The organism is Variovorax sp. ZS18.2.2, from assembly GCF_024701975.1.
GTDB lineage: Bacteria > Pseudomonadota > Gammaproteobacteria > Burkholderiales > Burkholderiaceae_C > Variovorax.
In genome coordinates this window covers 767,004-782,711 of the sequence record NZ_JANLNM010000001.1, presented here as the reverse complement: position 1 = coordinate 782,711, position 15,708 = coordinate 767,004, and the positions used below count along the sequence as shown (strand labels likewise).

The window sequence follows — 15,708 nt, the reverse complement described above, 5'->3', positions numbered from 1 at the left end:
TCTGGATGCGGGGCGTCAGCGGATATCGCTGTCCCCTTCCAGCAATTTTCGCGCAACGATCACTCGCATGATTTCGTTGGTGCCTTCCAGGATCTGGTGCACGCGGGTATCGCGCACCAGGCGCTCCAGCGGGAACTCGCTGAGGTAGCCGTAGCCGCCGTGCAGTTGCAGCGCGTCGTTGCAGACGTTGAAGCCAGCATCGGTCGCGAAGCGCTTGGCCATCGCGCAATAGGTGCTGGCGTCGGCATGGCCCGCATCGAGCTTCGATGCGGCAAGCCGCACCATCTGGCGCGCCGCGACCAGTTCGGTCGCCATGTCGGCCAGCTTGAACTGCAGGGCCTGGAAGCTCGCGATCGGCTTGCCGAACTGCTGGCGCTCGTGCAGGTAGCGGCGCGCCGCATCGAGCGCGCCCTGCGCCGCGCCCACCGAGCAGGTCGCGATGTTGATGCGCCCACCGTCGAGCCCCTTCATCGCGATGCGAAAGCCCTCGCCTTCCTTGCCCAGCAGGTTCTCGGCCGGGATGCGCACGTTGTCGAAGTTGATGGTGCGCGTGGGCTGGCTGTTCCAGCCCATCTTGTGCTCCTTCTTGCCGTAGCTCACGCCCGGCGCATCGGCCGGCACCGCGAAGGCCGAGATGCCACTGGCACCCGCACCGCCGGTGCGCGCCATCAGCACCAGCACGTCGGTGGAGCCCGCGCCGGAGATGAAGGCCTTGCCGCCGTTGATGACGTACTCGTTGCCTTGCAGTTCCGCGCGTGTCTTGAGCGAGCCCGCATCCGATCCGGCGCCCGGCTCGGTAAGGCAGTACGACGCGAGCTTGCGCCCGCTCGTGAGGTCTTCACCCCACTGCGCGGCCACCGCATCGGTCGCCCAGGTGCCCAGCATCCACGTCGCCATGTTGTGGATCGTGATGAAGGCCGTGGTCGAAGGGTCGACCGCGGCCATCTCCTCGAACACCAGCGCCGCATCGAGCCGCGGCAGGCCGAGACCACCGACGCGCTCGGGCGCATAGAGCCCGCAGAAGCCCAGCTCGCCAGCCTTGGCGATGGCCTCCTTCGGGAAGATGGCCTCGGCGTCCCACTGCGCCGCATGCGGCGCGAATTCGGCCTGCGCAAAGTCGCGCGCGCTCTGTGCGAAGGCGCGCTGTTCTTCGGAAAGTTCGAAGTCCATCCGGCGGACTTCTTACTTGAGGCTGATGGTCGTGTTGACGCCGTGCGAGACGGTGCTGTCGTCGAACCAGCGTGCCGTCACGGTCTTTGTCTGCGTGTAGAACATGATGACCTGCTTGCCGTACGGGCCCAGGTCGCCGAGCTTCGAAGCGCGCGAGCCGGTGAACGAGAACATGGGCACCGGCACAGGAATCGGCACGTTGATGCCGACCTGGCCCACGTCGATGTCTTCCTGGAAGCGGCGCGCCGCGGCGCCCGACTGCGTGAAGATCGCCGTGCCGTTGCCGTTCGGGTTGCTGTTGATCAGTTCGATGGCTTCGTCGATGGTCTCGGCATCGGCCACGCACAGCACCGGGCCGAAGATTTCCTGGTCATAGATCGTCATGCCGGGCTTCACGCCGGTGAAGATCGTCGGGCCGACGAAGTTGCCCTTCTCGTAACCGGGAACGGTCGGCTTGCGGCCGTCGAGCTCGAGCTTTGCGCCATCGGCCAGGCCGCGTTCGATGAGGCTGTTGACGCGGTCGTAGGCAGCGCAGGAAACCAGCGGACCGACGTCCACGCCCTTCTCGGTGCCGGCGCCGATCTTCAGCGTCTTCGCCTTGGCGATCAGCTCGGGTACCCACTTGCGCGCATCGCCCACCAGCACCGCGACCGACACGGCCATGCAGCGTTGGCCGGCTGCGCCGAAGCTCGCACCGGCGAGTGCGTTGAGCGTCTGCTCCTTGTTCGCGTCGGGCATCACGATGGCGTGGTTCTTCGCGCCCATCATGCATTGCACGCGCTTGCCGGCCAGCGTGGCGCGGTTGTAGACATGCGTGCCGACCTTGGTCGAGCCGACGAAGCTGATCGCCTTGATGTCCTTGTGATCGCAGATGCCGTTGACGATGGCTTCGCCGCCATGAATGACGTTCAGCACGCCGGGCGGAATGCCGGCTTCGAGCGCCAGTTCGCACAGGCGCATGGTGACCATCGGGTCTTGCTCGGAGGGCTTCAGCACGAAGGTGTTGCCGGTGACGATAGCCATCGGGAACATCCACAGCGGAATCATGGCGGGGAAGTTGAACGGCGTGATGCCGGCGCACACGCCCAGCGGCTGCAGCAGCGTGTAGGTGTCGACGCCATTGGCCACGTTGTTGGCCAGCTCGCCCAGTTGCAGGTTGCCGATGTTCGATGCGTGCTCGACCACTTCGAGGCCGCGGAACACGTCGCCCTCGGCGTCCGGCAGCGTCTTGCCCTGTTCGGCCGTGAGGATGGCAGCCAGCTCGCCCATGTTCTCGCGGATGAGCTGCTGCAGCTTCAGGAAGATGCGGGCGCGCGTGCCGATGGGGGTCTTGCGCCAGGTCTTGAAGGCTTCCTTGGCGGAGGCCACGGCCGCATCGAGTTCGGCCTGTGTTGCGAAGGGCACGCGAGCCAGCACCTGCTGGGTGGCCGGGTTGACGATGTCGCGCCATTCGGTGGTCTTGGATTCGACGAGCTTGCCGCCGATCAATAGCTTGACGGTGGCGACTTGGGTCGAAGGCGTGGTGGTGGCGTCCATGAGGGTTGTCTCCTGTGAATCTTGGGAAAGCGATGCCGGTCGAGGCCGGTGCAGCCCTCATCCTAGCTTTGCAGATTTGCCATGACAATAGACAAATATGCGCCACGGCTTTGCAAAAATGCAGAGTCTTCACAGCGCAACCAACGGAAGGCACGCAAGCAGATGGACTGGGACAACCTGCGCTACTTTCTCGAGCTGGCCCGCTCCGGCACGCTGATGAGCGCGGCGCGCCGGCTCGAGGTGGACCACACCACGGTCGCGCGGCGCATCCAGGCGCTCGAAAAGGAAGTCGGCGCTCCGCTCTTCTCGCGTGAATCGGGCGGACACCGGCTCACCGAGGCGGGCCGCCGGCTGCAGCCGCAGGTCGAGGCGATGGAGAGCGCCTTCCAGGCCGTGGAGAGCACCGCGCCGGCCTCGCAGGAGGGCTTGTCGGGGCTGGTGCGCATTGGCGCGACCGAAGGCTTCGGCACGGTGGTGCTGGCGCCGCAGCTCGCGCTCTTCGCGGCGCAGCACCCCAAGCTCACCATCGACCTGCTTGCGATGCCGCGGCTGGTGCACCTGTCGCGTCGCGAGGCCGACATCGTGATTTCGCTCGAACGCCCGGCGCGCGGACCGGTGGTGGTGACCAAGCTCACCGACTACACGCTGCGGCTCTATGCGTCCAAGCAATACCTCGCGGCGCACAAGCCGATCAAGACGCGTGAGGACTTGCGCGGCCACACCTTCATCAGCTACGTGGACGACCTGCTGTTCAGCAAGGAACTGCAGTACCTGGACGAACTGCACCGGCCCGACACCTTTGCGCTGCGCAGCACCAGCGTGCTGGCGCAGCACAGCGCGGTGGCCGCGGGTGAGGGGATTGCGGTGCTGCCGGCCTTCATTGCAGAGAAAGACAGTGCGCTGAAGCCGGTGCTGCGGGGCCAGGCGAATTTCACGCGCACCTTCTGGATGTCGATGCCGGCGGAGACCAAGCACCTCGGGCGCATGCAGGCCGTGTGGAACTTCCTGCGCGAGGCGGCAGAGGCGCAGCAATCGTTGTTGCTGCCGCAGAATGCGGAAAAATCGGACGGTCCAGGAGGCGCGCCGCAACGGCCGCCGCGTCCGCGCAAGCAGGTTCTGTAGTCCCCAAGGAGACATGCATGCCACGTCATCGCCCCGCACGGCTAGAACACATCGCAGGCATCGGCGTCGACCGCATGGGTGCCATCGCGGACGATGCCGACGGTTCGCCCTTTCTCCGGCTCGAAAACCTGGACGTCGACATTCCGCCCGACCCCGAAGCGATCGCGCGAACCGTGCGCGCTGCCTCGGAAGATTCGGACAACAGCTACCTGCCCTTCGTCGGCCAGTCGCGGTTGCGCGAGGTCGCGGCGCGGCATGTATCGGCGCTCTCGGGCGTGGACTACGGACCGCGCAACTGCGTGATCTCCGCAGGCGGGCTCTCGGGCATCCTCAACGCGCTGCTCGCGACGGTCGAGGTGGGCGACGAAGTGCTGGTGACCGATCCGACCTATGCGGGCCTGCTCAACCGCATCCGCCTCGCCGGCGGCACGCCGAAGTACGCGCCCTTCCAGTTCACGCCCGGCGGCGAATGGAAGCTCGACCGCGCGGCACTGCAGGCCGCCATCGGGCCGCGCGTGCGCGTGATGCTGCTGATGTCGCCGTCGATGCCGAGCGGTGGTTACTTCGATGAGGACGACTGGCGCGCCATCGCCGCGCTGTGCGTACGGCATGACCTGACGCTCATCCTCGACACCGCCATGGAGCGCCTGGTCTACGACGGCCGCAAGGTGATCCACCCGGCCGGCCTCCCCGGCATGGCCGAGCGCACGATCACCGTCGGCTCGTCGGCCAAGGAACTGCGCATGATCGGCTGGCGCGTAGGCTGGACCGTGGCGCCGGAAAGCTACATGCCCGATCTCATCGCCGTTTCGCTCGCCAATGTGGTCGTGCCCGTGGGCATCGCGCAGGACGCGGTGGCCACGGCGCTGGAACAGTCCGCTCGCACGCTCGCGCCCTATGTGGCCGAGCTGGAGCGGCGGCGCGACACGGTGCTAAATGAACTCAAGGGCTTGCCGGTTGGCATTCCGGCTGGTGGCTGGTCGCTGCTGCTGCGTGCGAGCGATTTCGGCATCGACGGGCAGACGCTGTCGGAACGTCTCCTGAAGGCCCGCGTCTGCGCGACGGCAATGAAAGGCTGGGGCGAAACGCACGATGCGCAGTACCTGCGCTTCGTGTTTTCCAACGAGCCCGTCGAGCGGCTGCGCGGGCTCGGCGACAAGGTTCGCGCCGCGCTGGGTGCCTGAGGCACGCTGAAAAGCAAAAAGGCGGGGCCCGCTCTCACGGGTCCCGCCCTTCCCAGCCGATGCCTCTCCGCCGCCTTACTGGATCAGCTTCGCCCCCGTCTTCGCCTGCAGCGCATCGAAGCTCACGCCGGGCGCCAGCTCGATCACCTTCAGGCCTTCGGGCACGACGTCCATCACCGCGAGGTCGGTGATGATGCGATCGACCACGCCCACGCCGGTCAGCGGCAGCGTGCACTTCTCGAGGATCTTGAAGTCCTCGGTGCCGTCCTTCTTCTTGGCGACGTGTTCCATCAGCACGATCACGCGCTTCACGCCGGCCACGAGGTCCATCGCGCCGCCCATGCCCTTGACCATCTTGCCGGGGATCATCCAGTTGGCGAGGTCGCCCTCGGTGCTCACCTGCATGGCGCCGAGGATCGACAGGTTGATCTTGCCGCCGCGGATCATCGCGAAGCTGTCGTGGCTGCCGAAGATGGCCGAGCCGGGGATGGTGGTCACGGTCTGCTTGCCGGCGTTGATGAGGTCGGCGTCGACGTTGTCTTCGGTCGGAAAGGCGCCGATGCCGAGCATGCCGTTCTCGCTCTGCAGCCAGACTTCCTTGGTGCCGGTGTGGTTGGCCACCAGCGTCGGGATGCCGATGCCGAGGTTCACGTAGAAGCCGTCTTCGAGTTCTTGCGCGGCACGGGCCGCCATCTGGTCTTGAGTCCAGGGCATCTCAGGCTCCTTTGGTGTCGTTCTTGATGGGCGCGGGCACTTCGCTGCCGGCAGCGGCCTGGGCGATCGCGGCCTGGGCCTCGACCTTGGCGGCGGCCGCATCGACCGGCGCCGCGGCGCTCACGGTGCGCTTCTCGATGCGCTTCTCGGGCGTGGCGTTGAGCACGATGCGGTGCACGTAGATGCCCGGCAGGTGGATGTCGTCGGGGGCCAGCTCGCCCACTTCGACGATCTTCTCGACTTCGACGATGCAGATCTTGCCGGCCATCGCGGCGGCCGGGTTGAAGTTGCGCGCCGTGAGACGGAAGCGCAGGTTGCCCGACTTGTCGGCCACGTCGGCCTTGACCAGCGCCACGTCGGGCACCAGCGAGCGTTCCATGACGTAGGTCTCGCCGTCGAACTCGCGCAGCTCCTTGCCTTCGGCCACTTGCGTGCCCACGCCGGTCTTGGTGAAGAAGGCCGGGATGCCGGCGCCGCCCGCGCGCAGCTTTTCGGCCAGCGTGCCCTGCGGCGTGAATTCGAGGGCCAGTTCGCCTGCGAGGTACTGGCGCTCGAACTCCTTGTTCTCGCCCACGTACGACGCGATCATCTTCTTGATCTGGCGGGTCTCGAGCAGCTTGCCGAGGCCGAAGCCATCGACGCCCGCGTTGTTCGAGATGACGGTGAGGTTCTGCGCGCCGGAGTCCTTCAGCGCCTCGATCAGCGCTTCGGGAATGCCGCACAGGCCGAAGCCGCCGACCGCGAGCATCTGCCCGTCGGCCACGACCCCCTTGAGTGCCGCGTCTGCGGAGGGATAAATCTTGTTCACTCGGGCTCCTTGATGGAATGGTGAAGAGTGGGTGGGTGGGTGATTGGGTGGGAAGCCGTCAACGATACTACGTACCCGCATACGTAGTATTTCGTAATGGTGACCCCCGATGCCCGAGATCGATTACCGGTTGGCTTTTGAACATGCCCCCGTCGGCATGGTGGTTTCGAGCAACCGCACCATCGTGGCCTGCAACCAGCGGGTGTGCGAGATCTTCGGCGCAACGCCCTCCGCGCTGGTCGGGCATTCGTTCAGCATCCTGTACCCGAGCGTGGCGGAGTTCGAGCGCATCGGCAAGCGCATGGAGCCCTTTCTCAACGCCAACGGCAACTACGCCGACAACCGCATGATGAAGCGATTGGGCGGCCTGCACGGCGCAATCGCCGGCGAGACCTTCTGGTGCCATGTCACCGGCCATGCGATGAATCGCGCGGCGCCGCACGAGGCCGGCATCTGGACCTTCGAGGACCTGGGCTCGCGCCGCGCGGTGAAGGCCGAGCTCACGCCGCGCGAGCGCGAGGTGGCGGCGCAGGTGATGCAGGGGCTGACCTCCAAGGAGATCGGCAAGGCGCTGGGCATCAGCCACCGCACGGTCGAGCTGCACCGGGCGCGGCTGATGCGCAAGTACGCGGCGGCGACCACCGCGGAGCTGGTCCAGAAGCTCATCGCGGGCTAGGTCCGGTTCCGGGCCGCAAGCCGGACCTGGGGGCCGGCCTTCATGTTTCGTCTGTAATCCGCGCCCGCTTCATCTGCATCGAAGCCCGGCCTGACGCAATTCGCGCGGAACGCGCGGCGCCGAGAGTACGGGACATACGGGACATCGACTCCCCTTCACCCCTCTCCGCACAAGGACCCAGACCCATGAACCGCCGCTCCTTCTCCGCCGCCATCGTCGCAGGCGTCGCCGCCTCCACCCTCTCCATGCGAGGCCTTGCACAGACGCTGGCCCCGGACGTGCGCAACGTGGTGCTGGTGCACGGCGCCTACGCCGACGGCTCGTGCTGGTCCGACGTGATCGGGCGGCTGCAGCAGGCGGGCCTGAAGGCCACCGCGGTGCAGAACCCGCTGACCTCGCTGGCCGACGACGTCGAAGCCACGCGCCGCATTCTGGCCTTGCAGGACGGCCCGACCGTGCTGGTCGGCCATTCGTGGGCCGGCACGGTGATCAGCGAAGCCGGTGTCGACCCCAAGGTGTCGGCGCTGGTCTACGTGGCCGCACGTGCGCCCGATGCCGGCGAGGACTACGGCGCGCTCGCCGCGAAGTTCCCCACGCCGCCCGCCACAGCCGGCTTGGTCAAGGCGAACGGCTTTGCGCAGTTGGGCGAGGAGGCCTTTCTGCGCGACTTTGCGGGCGACCTCGATCCGGCCAAGGCACGCGTGCTGTATGCCGTGCAGGGCCGCATCTCCGACACGCTTTTTGCTTCGCGCACCACACAGGCCGCATGGCGCACCAAGCCGTCTTGGTACGCCGTATCGACCCAGGACCGCACCACCTCGCCCGAGCTGGAACGCTTCCTCGCCCAGCGCATGAAGGCCAGGACGATCGAGATCGAATCCAGCCATCTTTCACTGATTTCGCACCCGGACCGGATCGCCAACCTGATCCTGGAGGCGGCGGGAAGTTCCACGACCTGAACGCCCGATCGTTGCGAAAACGGAAACGCCGCGTCGACAAAAGCCCCATGCCGCACCCCATTCAGAGGTCTATCTTTGAACCCATGCGAACAAGCCGTTCGCAGCCACTCAGGAGTATTTGATATGTCCACAGCTCTTCATTCCGAAAAGAACCTCCTTCAGCAAACCAGGCTGTCGGTCGCCCAGGTCCACGCCATCGCCACGCACCGCCTGCCGGTGACCCTGACGCTGGCGGCGATCATCCTGTCGGTGCTCGGCGTCAAGGCGTAGCCGCGGCACGGTTCCATCGGGTGCGGATTTCAGGGCGCGAGCTCTGAAATCTCGATGAGATTGAGGTCGGGGTCGCGCACATAGACAGAGCGGATGCGCGACGTCGCACCTGTGCGCATGACCGGGCCTTCGATGATCGGCACGCCCTTCTCGCCCAGGCGCTCGATGACCGCCTCGAGCGGCACGCTGGCGATGAAGCACAGGTCCAGCGAACCGGGCGTAGGCACGTCGGCCTTCGGCTCGAACTCGTGCCCCTTCACGTGCAGGTTGATCTTCTGGTTGCCGAAGCGGAAAGCCTTGCGGCCGGCGCCGAAGGTCTCCAGCGTCATGCCCAGCGCGTCGACGTAGAAGCGCACGCAGGCCTCTTCGTTCGCGGTCGTGAGCACCAGGTGATCCAGGTGGTCGATCATGGGAGTCTTTCTCCTTGTGCGGACGCAGGCGACTCTAGAAGCAGATCGCGATGAAGAGAAGTGCCGATTCGGCAGCGAGACCTCGCGAATCACGAAGGCCAGATCGCCCTGCTCGCCCTGTTCGCCCTACTTCTTCTTCAGCGTGGACGCAGGCCTTGCAACGACCGGCGACGCCACGGGCGCCTTGACCCAGCCGCGCAGCATCACGCCCAGGCAGATGCCGGCCGCGAAGATCACCCAGTACACCCAGGCCGGCAGGTTCTCCGCGCCGCTGTGCAGGTTCATGCCGAGGGCCGCGCCGATGGCCATGAGCGGAAAGGTCAGCGCGGCAATGGTGTTGAGCTTGTGCTGCGCGCGGCTCATCTCTATGGCCGAACGCGCCTGCGCCTCCGCGGCATGCGCGAGCCGGTAGTCGAGCGACATGCGCGTGTCCGCCAGCAGCAGCTCGAAGCCGCGCGATATTTCGACAGCGAGGTCACGCAGGTCGACGAGCATCAGGTCGTCCTTGACGGCCTCGCGGGCCGCCTGCAGGGTGTCCTGCATGTTCCGCGCGGCGCGGGTCAGCGGAATCAGCGGGCCGAGGATCTGGAACAGGTCTTCCGAGGTCTCCGCCGACTGGTGCCGTATCTCGAAGGTACTGAACGCCGCGCGATAGCTCTCCAGCAGCTTGGCGAGCGCCCGTTCGCCGGGGTTGTTGCCCTTGTGCAGCCACGCCCCATCGGGCTTGCGCAGGAACACCGCGGGCTTGCGCTCGGCGCCGGAGCCGGCGGGCGGCTCGTGCAGGATCACCATCAGGTGGCCCTGCTCGTGAATGATGCGCTGCGCGCCGTAGGTGGTGCCGCCCAGGCGCTGCTGCATTTCGGGAGGCAGCTCCCAGTCGTAGTCGATTCGTCTCGCCATCAGTCGGCCTGCAGTTCTTTCCACAAGGTGTCGAATTCGTCCGCGAAGCGGCGAACGAGCGAAGGGTCGTTGCTGAGGATCACGTTCTCCTCGTTGTATTCGCAGGCGCTGCGCGTCCAGTTGTAGCTGCCGTTGACGAGCCGCGCGCCGTCGAAGATGGCGAACTTGTGGTGCATGTGGGCCTCGGTACGGTCCACCGCGACCGGGATGCCGGCCGCGCGAAGTTGCCCGACGTCGCTGCCGCGGTCGAACTCCTTGTCGTTGTCGGTGATGAACCGCACCGCCACGCCGCGCCGCTGCGCGGCCAGCACTTCGGCGGTGATGCGGTCGTCCGACAGCGTGAAGACGCACAGGTCGATCGAGCGCTTCGCGGCCTTCAGTTGCTGGTTGATCGCCTGCAGGCAGGCCGTGCCCGGGCTGAAGAAGGCTTGCGAACTCACGGTGACGGAATCGGGCGAGCGGCCGGTGTCGATCGCACGCACCACACCTTCGAGCCACTTGAGCAGCGACAGCTGCTCGGGGTCGGCGGTGCGCGCGCGCACCAGGTCGAAGGCGCGGTTGCGCAGTTGGCGCAGCCCGTCCTCGGGCGGCGAGGCTTCGCGCAGGGTATGGACCAGCACGCGGCGCTCGTCGTCGCTCAGGCGCGCATCGGCCATGGTGGCGTCGAGCTGGGCGAGCAGTTCGGGCAATGCGGACATCAGTGCTCCTTGTCGGGTTTGGGCGGGGGCATGCGCTTCGGTGTCGCGCGGGTCGCCTGCACTTCGGCCGCGAGCCGCTCCATGTCCTGCTTGATCGACCGGTCGAGTTCCAGCCGGCGCTCGGTGGCGGTCACCAGCGGCAGGATCAGTTCGCGATAGGTCACCGCGATCTGGAGCATGGCGTCTGCGAGGCGCTGGCCTTCGCTCGGCCCTTCGGCCACCGGCTGGGGCACAGGCTTGAGCGCATCGACCGCGCGCGCCACGTCGAGCATGCTGCTCGCGATGCGCTGGCTGCCGTCCACATCGGCGCCGCCGAGCTTGCGCTGGCGCACGAACTCCTCGCAGATGGCCTTCCAGCGCGCGCTTTCTTCCGGCGTCGGGCTGCCCAGCAGTTGCGCGAGGCGCAGCAGGTTTTCTTCCGCGCCGGTGGTCAGCGTCTGGGCCTCGCCGCGGTAGTGATCGCGCAGCAGCGCATCGAGTTCGTCGTCGCGCATCAGCGGCGTGATCTTGCCCGCGAGCTTGGTCATGTTGCGATAGCTGCCCTGCAGCTTGAACGGCGGCGCGACGCGGTAGCTCTCCTGCTGCGCGGCCGATTCGATGTACGCGAGATTGACCTTGAGCAGCAGATCGCGCGCACGGAACAACCGCTGCAGCAACGCCTTGATTTCCTCCAGCTCCACCGCGCTGTAAGCATGCGAGAGCGCGCTGCTCGGCACGTCGTGGCCCTGCGCCATCTTCACCAGCAACTGCACGTCCTTCGGGTCGCGCGAGGCCAGCGGCATCAGCGTGGGGTTGGAGGTCAGGCTGTTCTCGATGTACGAGAGCGCGAACGCCGCCTCGCGGCCCGAGAGCACGTCGCCCAGGTTGTAGATGTCGGCGCGGTTGGCCAGCATGTCCGGGATCTTGAACACGTCGCCCGACTCGGTGTACGGATTGCCCGCCATCACGATGGCGAAGCGCTTGCCACGCATGTCGTAGCTGCGCGGCTCGCCGTTCCACACACCCTCGATGCGGCGCGTGCCGTCGGCCAGTGCAATGAACTTCTGCAGGAACTCGGGGCTGGTGTGCTGGATGTCGTCCAGGTACAGCATCACGTTGCTGCCCATCGCAAGGCCGAGGTTGAGCTTCTCCAGTTCCTGCCGCGCCGCGCTGTTGGGCGCGTTGGCCGGGTCGATGGCGGTCACGCCGTGGCCGAGCGCCGGGCAGTTGATGCGCACGAAGATGAGGCCGAGCCGGTCCGCCACGTACTCCATCAGCGTCGTCTTGCCGTAGCCGGGCGGCGAGATCAGCAGCAGCAAACCCATGCGGTCGGTGCGGCTGCCCTCCCCCGCCGAACCGATCTGCTTGGCGAGGTTGTCGCCGATGATGGGCAGGTAGAGCTCGTCGATCAGCTGGTTGCGAACGAAGGTCGAGAGCGGCTTGGCCTGGAACTGGCCGAGCTTGAGCCGCGCCTTCTCGCGTTCGAGCAGTTCGTGGCGCAGGCTGTGCAGCGCCTCGTAGCCCGGCACCGCGTGCATGGTGTGGAACAGGAAGCGGCGCCAAAAGTCGTTGAGGTTCAGCGTGATGCGGCCTTCTGGCACGCGCGAATGCTCGCTGCGCAGGCCTTCGACCGTGCGGTCGAGCGCCGCGTTGACGCGGGTGCGCGACAACGGAATGGCCAGGACGCTGGCCGCGTCGTCCACCCAGTCAATCGACTGTGGCGCCTGATGCACCGCATAGGCGCGCACCCAGTCGCGCGCAAGACGCCAGCGTTCCGCGGGCGGTGCGGCATCGAGGTCGTGCTGCCAGGCATCGCGTCGGCCGCCGCGTTCCAGCTCGCGCAGCAACGCAGCCGCCAAGTCTTCGCCCGCGCCCGCGACGGCCCAGGCTTCGCCGCCGCGCTCGCCGGCCAGCTCGCGCACGAGGTACGCGGCGGCCTGTTCGCACAGCGTGGACACGCGGCCTTGGTGCGCATCGCGCTCCTCTTCGCTCGCGGTCTCGGCCAGCGGCAGCATGTCGGGCACCACGTCGTGCGCGAAGTGCTTCAGCGCACGCGCCGTATCGGCTTCGAGCTGCTCCAGCGCATCGCGCCGGCCGAACAGGGTCTGCATCTGCATCGCGGCGCGCGCGCGGCGCAGCAGCGATTCGCGATGGGCGATCAGGTGGCCGTGCTGCCAGTAGAGCAAGGCCAGCGCGCGCTCGGTCGGGCCCCAGGCCAGCAAGCCGGCCTGGTCCTGCATCGCGACGAGCGCACCCAGGAGGCGCAGTGCATCGTCGTCGTGGATGCCCTTTTGGTAGCCCTCTTGATACCGTGCGGCGGCGAATCGGCGGACCATGTCGAGCAGTTGCGGATGCAGCGGGTCTTCGGCCAACAGCGTGAGCACCTCGGCCCAGCTGCGCTCGGCCTTGCCGTCTAGCAGCGCCTCCAGCAGGCGGCCTGCGAGGTACTCCGCGCGCGACAGCTCGGCCGTCTCCGACACCAGCGACTGGTTCCAGTAGCGCTGCAGCGGCAGCAGCCGGGGCTCGTCCACGGGGCTCTGGTAGTCGGTGCCCGTCACCTGGTAGGCCATGCCTTCGTCGCGGGCCACCAGCGTCAGGTCGACCGGCTGGCGGTGCACGGTGAAGGCGTGACGGCCCAGGCGCAGCGTGTCACCGCCCTCGCTCACCAGTTCGCGCTTGTCGCGGATGGAGCGCAGGGCCTGGTCGCGCGCTGTCTTCAGGCGCGTGTCGAGCTCGTCGGCCGGCACCGCGGCGCCCAGCGTACGCAGGTCGGCGATCAGCGTGCGGAGCTTGCCGATCATCGGGTCGGCCGCGAAGTAGCTGTGAACCTGCGTCAGGTCGGCCAGCTGCGCGATGCGGCGCGGAATGCCGTCGAGGATGCGGCCCGCAGCATCGACCACGCCTTGCGCGCGGCGCTGGCGGGCTTCCACCAGGCTCTGACGGCGTGCGGACAGCGCTTCGTACACGGTCTCGCGCTTCTCGGCGATGTCGGCGAGGAAGTCTTCCTGCTCGGCGAAGCGGCCCTCGATTTCTTCGAGCTGGGCCAGCAGGCGCGTGAGCGCGTCGTCGCACTTTTCGGGCGTGTCGGCGAACTCCAGCGCGTTTTCGACTGCCTGGCTGAAAAGCTTGAATTGCGCGCCGAACTCGGCACGCGCCTCGGTCGCGCCCAGTGACTTGCGCCGCACACGCGCATCGGCGCGCATGCGGTTGATGTCGGCGTAGATCAGCGAAATGCGGTCGAGGATGGAGGTGCGGATCACCGCATCTCCACCCGGCAGGCTCCCCAATTGCTCGGTCAGCAGATCGAGGCCCGCGGCCTGTTCGTCGAGCGTGGCAAGCATCTGCCCGAGCGCAGGCGATGTCGCCAGGTTGGGCAGGTCGAGCGCGAGCTTGTCGAGCGCCTGACGCTGGCCGTTGAAGGCGGTGTCGGCCGCCAGGAACTGCATCGCGCGTTCGCCGATGCGCTGCTGTTCGACCTCGAGCGCGGCGTCCATCGCGGCGATGCGCGGCAGATCGGCGTAGCGCAGCTCCTTGAGCATCTGCAGCGCGCCGCGCCGTTCGCGCAGGCGCCCGAGCGCCTTCACGAAATCGTCGGGCGCGCGCCAGATGGTGCTGGCGATGTCGACCAGCAGCGCATGCTGCGCGTCTTCCGCCCGGGCCAATGCACGTGCGGTTTCACGCCGGATCGTGTCGACCTTCTCGAACTCGGCCAGCGTGCTGCGCGCCACGTCGGCAATGCTGCGCAGCTCGGCCATGAGGCCGGTGGCTTCGGGCGCGTCGAGCCAGAAGTAGGCGTCGCTCACGCGGGTGCACTGGCGGATCAGGTCTTCGTAGGCGGCGCGCGTGGGCGCCTGCTCGCGCACCGCGCGGGCGATGCCCATGAGGTCGCTCACGCCGCGCACCAGCTCGGCGTTGCCGATCTTGCCGAAGAAGCCGGTGGCGGGCGGCTGCGCGCTCACATGTTCTTCGCTGGCGAACGGCGTCTGCCACAGCTGCATCGGGTGCACGCGCGTCGGCTCGCCGTCGTTGTCGTGGAACACCAGGATGCGGCCGTCCGCAAAGCGCGCGTAGCCATTCGCAATGATCGGCGTGGCGAGCTTCTTTTCGATCAGGTTGTAGTTGAAGAGCGCATAGCGCCCGGGCTTCGGGTCGTAGAAGACGTAAGCCACGTCTTCGCCATTGGGCGAGCGCAGCATGCGCTTGAAACGCAGGTGCTCGACCACCTCGGCCGGCAGGTCGAAGCGCTTGTATTCGCCCGACTGCAGGTAGTAGCCGCCCGGAAAGATGATCCCGTGGTCTTCAGGCAGCTGCACGCAGGAGCCGCCGATGGCGTCGATGCGCTCGACCTGCTGCGTGCGGATGTTGAACACCAGGTAGCGCGTGACCTGCTCGCGGTAGGGCTTCACGCGCAGCAGGATCAGCATGCCGAGCTTGGCCCAGGCGATCTCGGCATCGGTGAGCGACTGGCTCTTGTCCTCCACCGGTTCGCTGTAGATGCCCAGGCCCGTCTCGGTGTTGTTCTCGATCTTGATCGTGAGGTCGCCGCCCAGCGTTTCGACGAACACCGTGTCCAGCACGTTCACATGCGGATGCTTGCCGCCCACATGGTCTTCGCGCGTGGCGATGGTCCACTCGAAATCGTGGCTCGCGGGCAAGGCGATGTCGCGCTCGCCGCGGTTGTCGATGTAGTGGATGCTGCCGTCGCGCTCGATGGCCCAGCGGAACACGCGCACGTCGTGCAGCTGCTGGCCGATCTGAAACGAGGCGAGCAGCTTGTCTTGCGTCACGCGAAGCTGCAGCAGCGTGGCCTGCTTGTAGTAGGCGTAGAGCTCGCGGAAGTCGGAGGTGAAGCGCGTGTCTTCCAGGAAGGTGCCGGCCAGCGGCACGGGTTGCAGTTCGTCGTTCTCGGTGGCCGCTTCACCCGGCGTTGCGAGCCGGTAGAGGCCGAACACGTCGCCCACGGCCGTTTCCTTGCGCAGACCGATGAAGACGTTGTAGCCGAACAGCAGCAGGTCGCCGATGCGCACGATGTCGCGCGCCACGGCGTTGTTCTCGGTGCGCGCGCGGGTGCGCAGGATCAGCGTCTGGTCGGAGCGGCCGAACTCGGCCAGCCGCTGCTCGTTGAGCGCCTGCGTCTTCTTGAGCAGGCCTTCGCCCTGGGTTTCGAGCCGCTTCTTCAGCAGGTCGTAGCTGCCGCTGCCGGAGACCAGGGCTTCGGTCTGGTCGGTCGGCGCCTGGGCGCCGGGCGGCGCTCCCGTTTCGTCGGTGGGTTGCATGGATCG

General features: G+C 67.0%; 13 protein-coding genes. 5 read left to right on the top strand and 8 right to left on the bottom strand.

Features of this window, described 5'->3' with window-relative positions; translation table 11 throughout:
- Window positions 1-15: 15 nt before the first annotated feature.
- Window positions 16-1,170, bottom strand: coding sequence for an acyl-CoA dehydrogenase family protein (locus NU688_RS03820; RefSeq protein ID WP_257859208.1), 1,155 nt, complete (start codon window positions 1,168-1,170; stop codon window positions 16-18).
- A gap of 12 nt (window positions 1,171-1,182) precedes the next feature.
- On the bottom strand, window positions 1,183-2,706 hold the full coding sequence (locus NU688_RS03815; RefSeq protein WP_257859207.1) for a CoA-acylating methylmalonate-semialdehyde dehydrogenase: 1,524 nt from the start codon (window positions 2,704-2,706) through the stop codon (window positions 1,183-1,185).
- 162 nt (window positions 2,707-2,868) lie between these two features.
- Between NU688_RS03815 and NU688_RS03810 the strand changes: the two genes are divergently transcribed.
- Window positions 2,869-3,828, top strand: a complete 960-nt coding sequence (locus NU688_RS03810) for a LysR family transcriptional regulator (RefSeq protein ID WP_257859206.1) — start codon at window positions 2,869-2,871, stop codon at window positions 3,826-3,828.
- Window positions 3,829-3,845: 17 nt separating this feature from the next.
- On the top strand, window positions 3,846-5,012 hold the full coding sequence (locus tag NU688_RS03805; RefSeq protein WP_257859205.1) for a pyridoxal phosphate-dependent aminotransferase: 1,167 nt from the start codon (window positions 3,846-3,848) through the stop codon (window positions 5,010-5,012).
- 75 nt (window positions 5,013-5,087) lie between these two features.
- Here NU688_RS03805 and NU688_RS03800 read toward each other — a convergent pair whose 3' ends face one another.
- On the bottom strand, window positions 5,088-5,726 hold the full coding sequence (locus NU688_RS03800; protein ID WP_042579296.1) for a 3-oxoacid CoA-transferase subunit B: 639 nt from the start codon (window positions 5,724-5,726) through the stop codon (window positions 5,088-5,090).
- Between the two features lies 1 nt (window position 5,727).
- On the bottom strand, window positions 5,728-6,534 hold the full coding sequence (locus NU688_RS03795) for a CoA transferase subunit A (protein WP_257859204.1): 807 nt from the start codon (window positions 6,532-6,534) through the stop codon (window positions 5,728-5,730).
- A gap of 109 nt (window positions 6,535-6,643) precedes the next feature.
- On the opposite strand from NU688_RS03795, the gene NU688_RS03790 reads away from it, so the two are divergent.
- From NU688_RS03790 to NU688_RS03780, 3 genes are all read left to right on the top strand, one after another.
- Window positions 6,644-7,210, top strand: coding sequence for a LuxR C-terminal-related transcriptional regulator (locus NU688_RS03790; RefSeq protein ID WP_257859203.1), 567 nt, complete (start codon window positions 6,644-6,646; stop codon window positions 7,208-7,210).
- A 185-nt stretch (window positions 7,211-7,395) separates the two neighbouring features.
- On the top strand, window positions 7,396-8,169 hold the full coding sequence (locus NU688_RS03785) for an alpha/beta fold hydrolase (RefSeq protein ID WP_257859202.1): 774 nt from the start codon (window positions 7,396-7,398) through the stop codon (window positions 8,167-8,169).
- Window positions 8,170-8,292: 123 nt separating this feature from the next.
- Window positions 8,293-8,439 (top strand): hypothetical protein, encoded by a 147-nt coding sequence (locus NU688_RS03780; RefSeq protein WP_177224783.1) that lies wholly within the window; start codon window positions 8,293-8,295, stop codon window positions 8,437-8,439.
- 29 nt (window positions 8,440-8,468) lie between these two features.
- On the opposite strand, the gene NU688_RS03775 is transcribed toward NU688_RS03780, so the two are convergent.
- From NU688_RS03775 to NU688_RS03760, 4 genes are all read right to left on the bottom strand, one after another.
- On the bottom strand, window positions 8,469-8,849 hold the full coding sequence (locus tag NU688_RS03775) for a VOC family protein (protein ID WP_176658198.1): 381 nt from the start codon (window positions 8,847-8,849) through the stop codon (window positions 8,469-8,471).
- A gap of 126 nt (window positions 8,850-8,975) precedes the next feature.
- Window positions 8,976-9,749, bottom strand: a complete 774-nt coding sequence (locus NU688_RS03770) for a hypothetical protein (RefSeq protein WP_257859201.1) — start codon at window positions 9,747-9,749, stop codon at window positions 8,976-8,978.
- Window positions 9,749-10,447 (bottom strand): phospholipase D-like domain-containing protein, encoded by a 699-nt coding sequence (locus tag NU688_RS03765; protein WP_257859200.1) that lies wholly within the window; start codon window positions 10,445-10,447, stop codon window positions 9,749-9,751. Before NU688_RS03765 ends, NU688_RS03770 begins: the two co-directional genes overlap by 1 nt.
- On the bottom strand, window positions 10,447-15,702 hold the full coding sequence (locus tag NU688_RS03760; protein WP_257859199.1) for a DNA repair ATPase: 5,256 nt from the start codon (window positions 15,700-15,702) through the stop codon (window positions 10,447-10,449). The genes NU688_RS03765 and NU688_RS03760 overlap by 1 nt, the downstream gene beginning before the upstream one ends.
- Window positions 15,703-15,708 lie beyond the last annotated feature (6 nt).

Excerpts from the sequence above, each read along its gene's own strand:
- NU688_RS03770 (WP_257859201.1), bottom strand. The coding sequence starts at position 9,749 with ATGGCGAGACGAATCGACTACGACTGGGAGCTGCCTCCCGAAATGCAG.
- NU688_RS03805 (WP_257859205.1), top strand. The coding sequence starts at position 3,846 with ATGCCACGTCATCGCCCCGCACGGCTAGAACACATCGCAGGCATCGGC.
- NU688_RS03775 (WP_176658198.1), bottom strand. The coding sequence starts at position 8,849 with ATGATCGACCACCTGGATCACCTGGTGCTCACGACCGCGAACGAAGAG.
- NU688_RS03765 (WP_257859200.1), bottom strand. The coding sequence starts at position 10,447 with ATGTCCGCATTGCCCGAACTGCTCGCCCAGCTCGACGCCACCATGGCC.
- NU688_RS03810 (WP_257859206.1), top strand. The coding sequence starts at position 2,869 with ATGGACTGGGACAACCTGCGCTACTTTCTCGAGCTGGCCCGCTCCGGC.
- NU688_RS03785 (WP_257859202.1), top strand. The coding sequence starts at position 7,396 with ATGAACCGCCGCTCCTTCTCCGCCGCCATCGTCGCAGGCGTCGCCGCC.
- NU688_RS03790 (WP_257859203.1), top strand. The coding sequence starts at position 6,644 with ATGCCCGAGATCGATTACCGGTTGGCTTTTGAACATGCCCCCGTCGGC.
- NU688_RS03760 (WP_257859199.1), bottom strand. The coding sequence starts at position 15,702 with ATGCAACCCACCGACGAAACGGGAGCGCCGCCCGGCGCCCAGGCGCCG.
- NU688_RS03800 (WP_042579296.1), bottom strand. The coding sequence starts at position 5,726 with ATGCCCTGGACTCAAGACCAGATGGCGGCCCGTGCCGCGCAAGAACTC.
- NU688_RS03815 (WP_257859207.1), bottom strand. The coding sequence starts at position 2,706 with ATGGACGCCACCACCACGCCTTCGACCCAAGTCGCCACCGTCAAGCTA.
- NU688_RS03820 (WP_257859208.1), bottom strand. The coding sequence starts at position 1,170 with ATGGACTTCGAACTTTCCGAAGAACAGCGCGCCTTCGCACAGAGCGCG.
- NU688_RS03780 (WP_177224783.1), top strand. The coding sequence starts at position 8,293 with ATGTCCACAGCTCTTCATTCCGAAAAGAACCTCCTTCAGCAAACCAGG.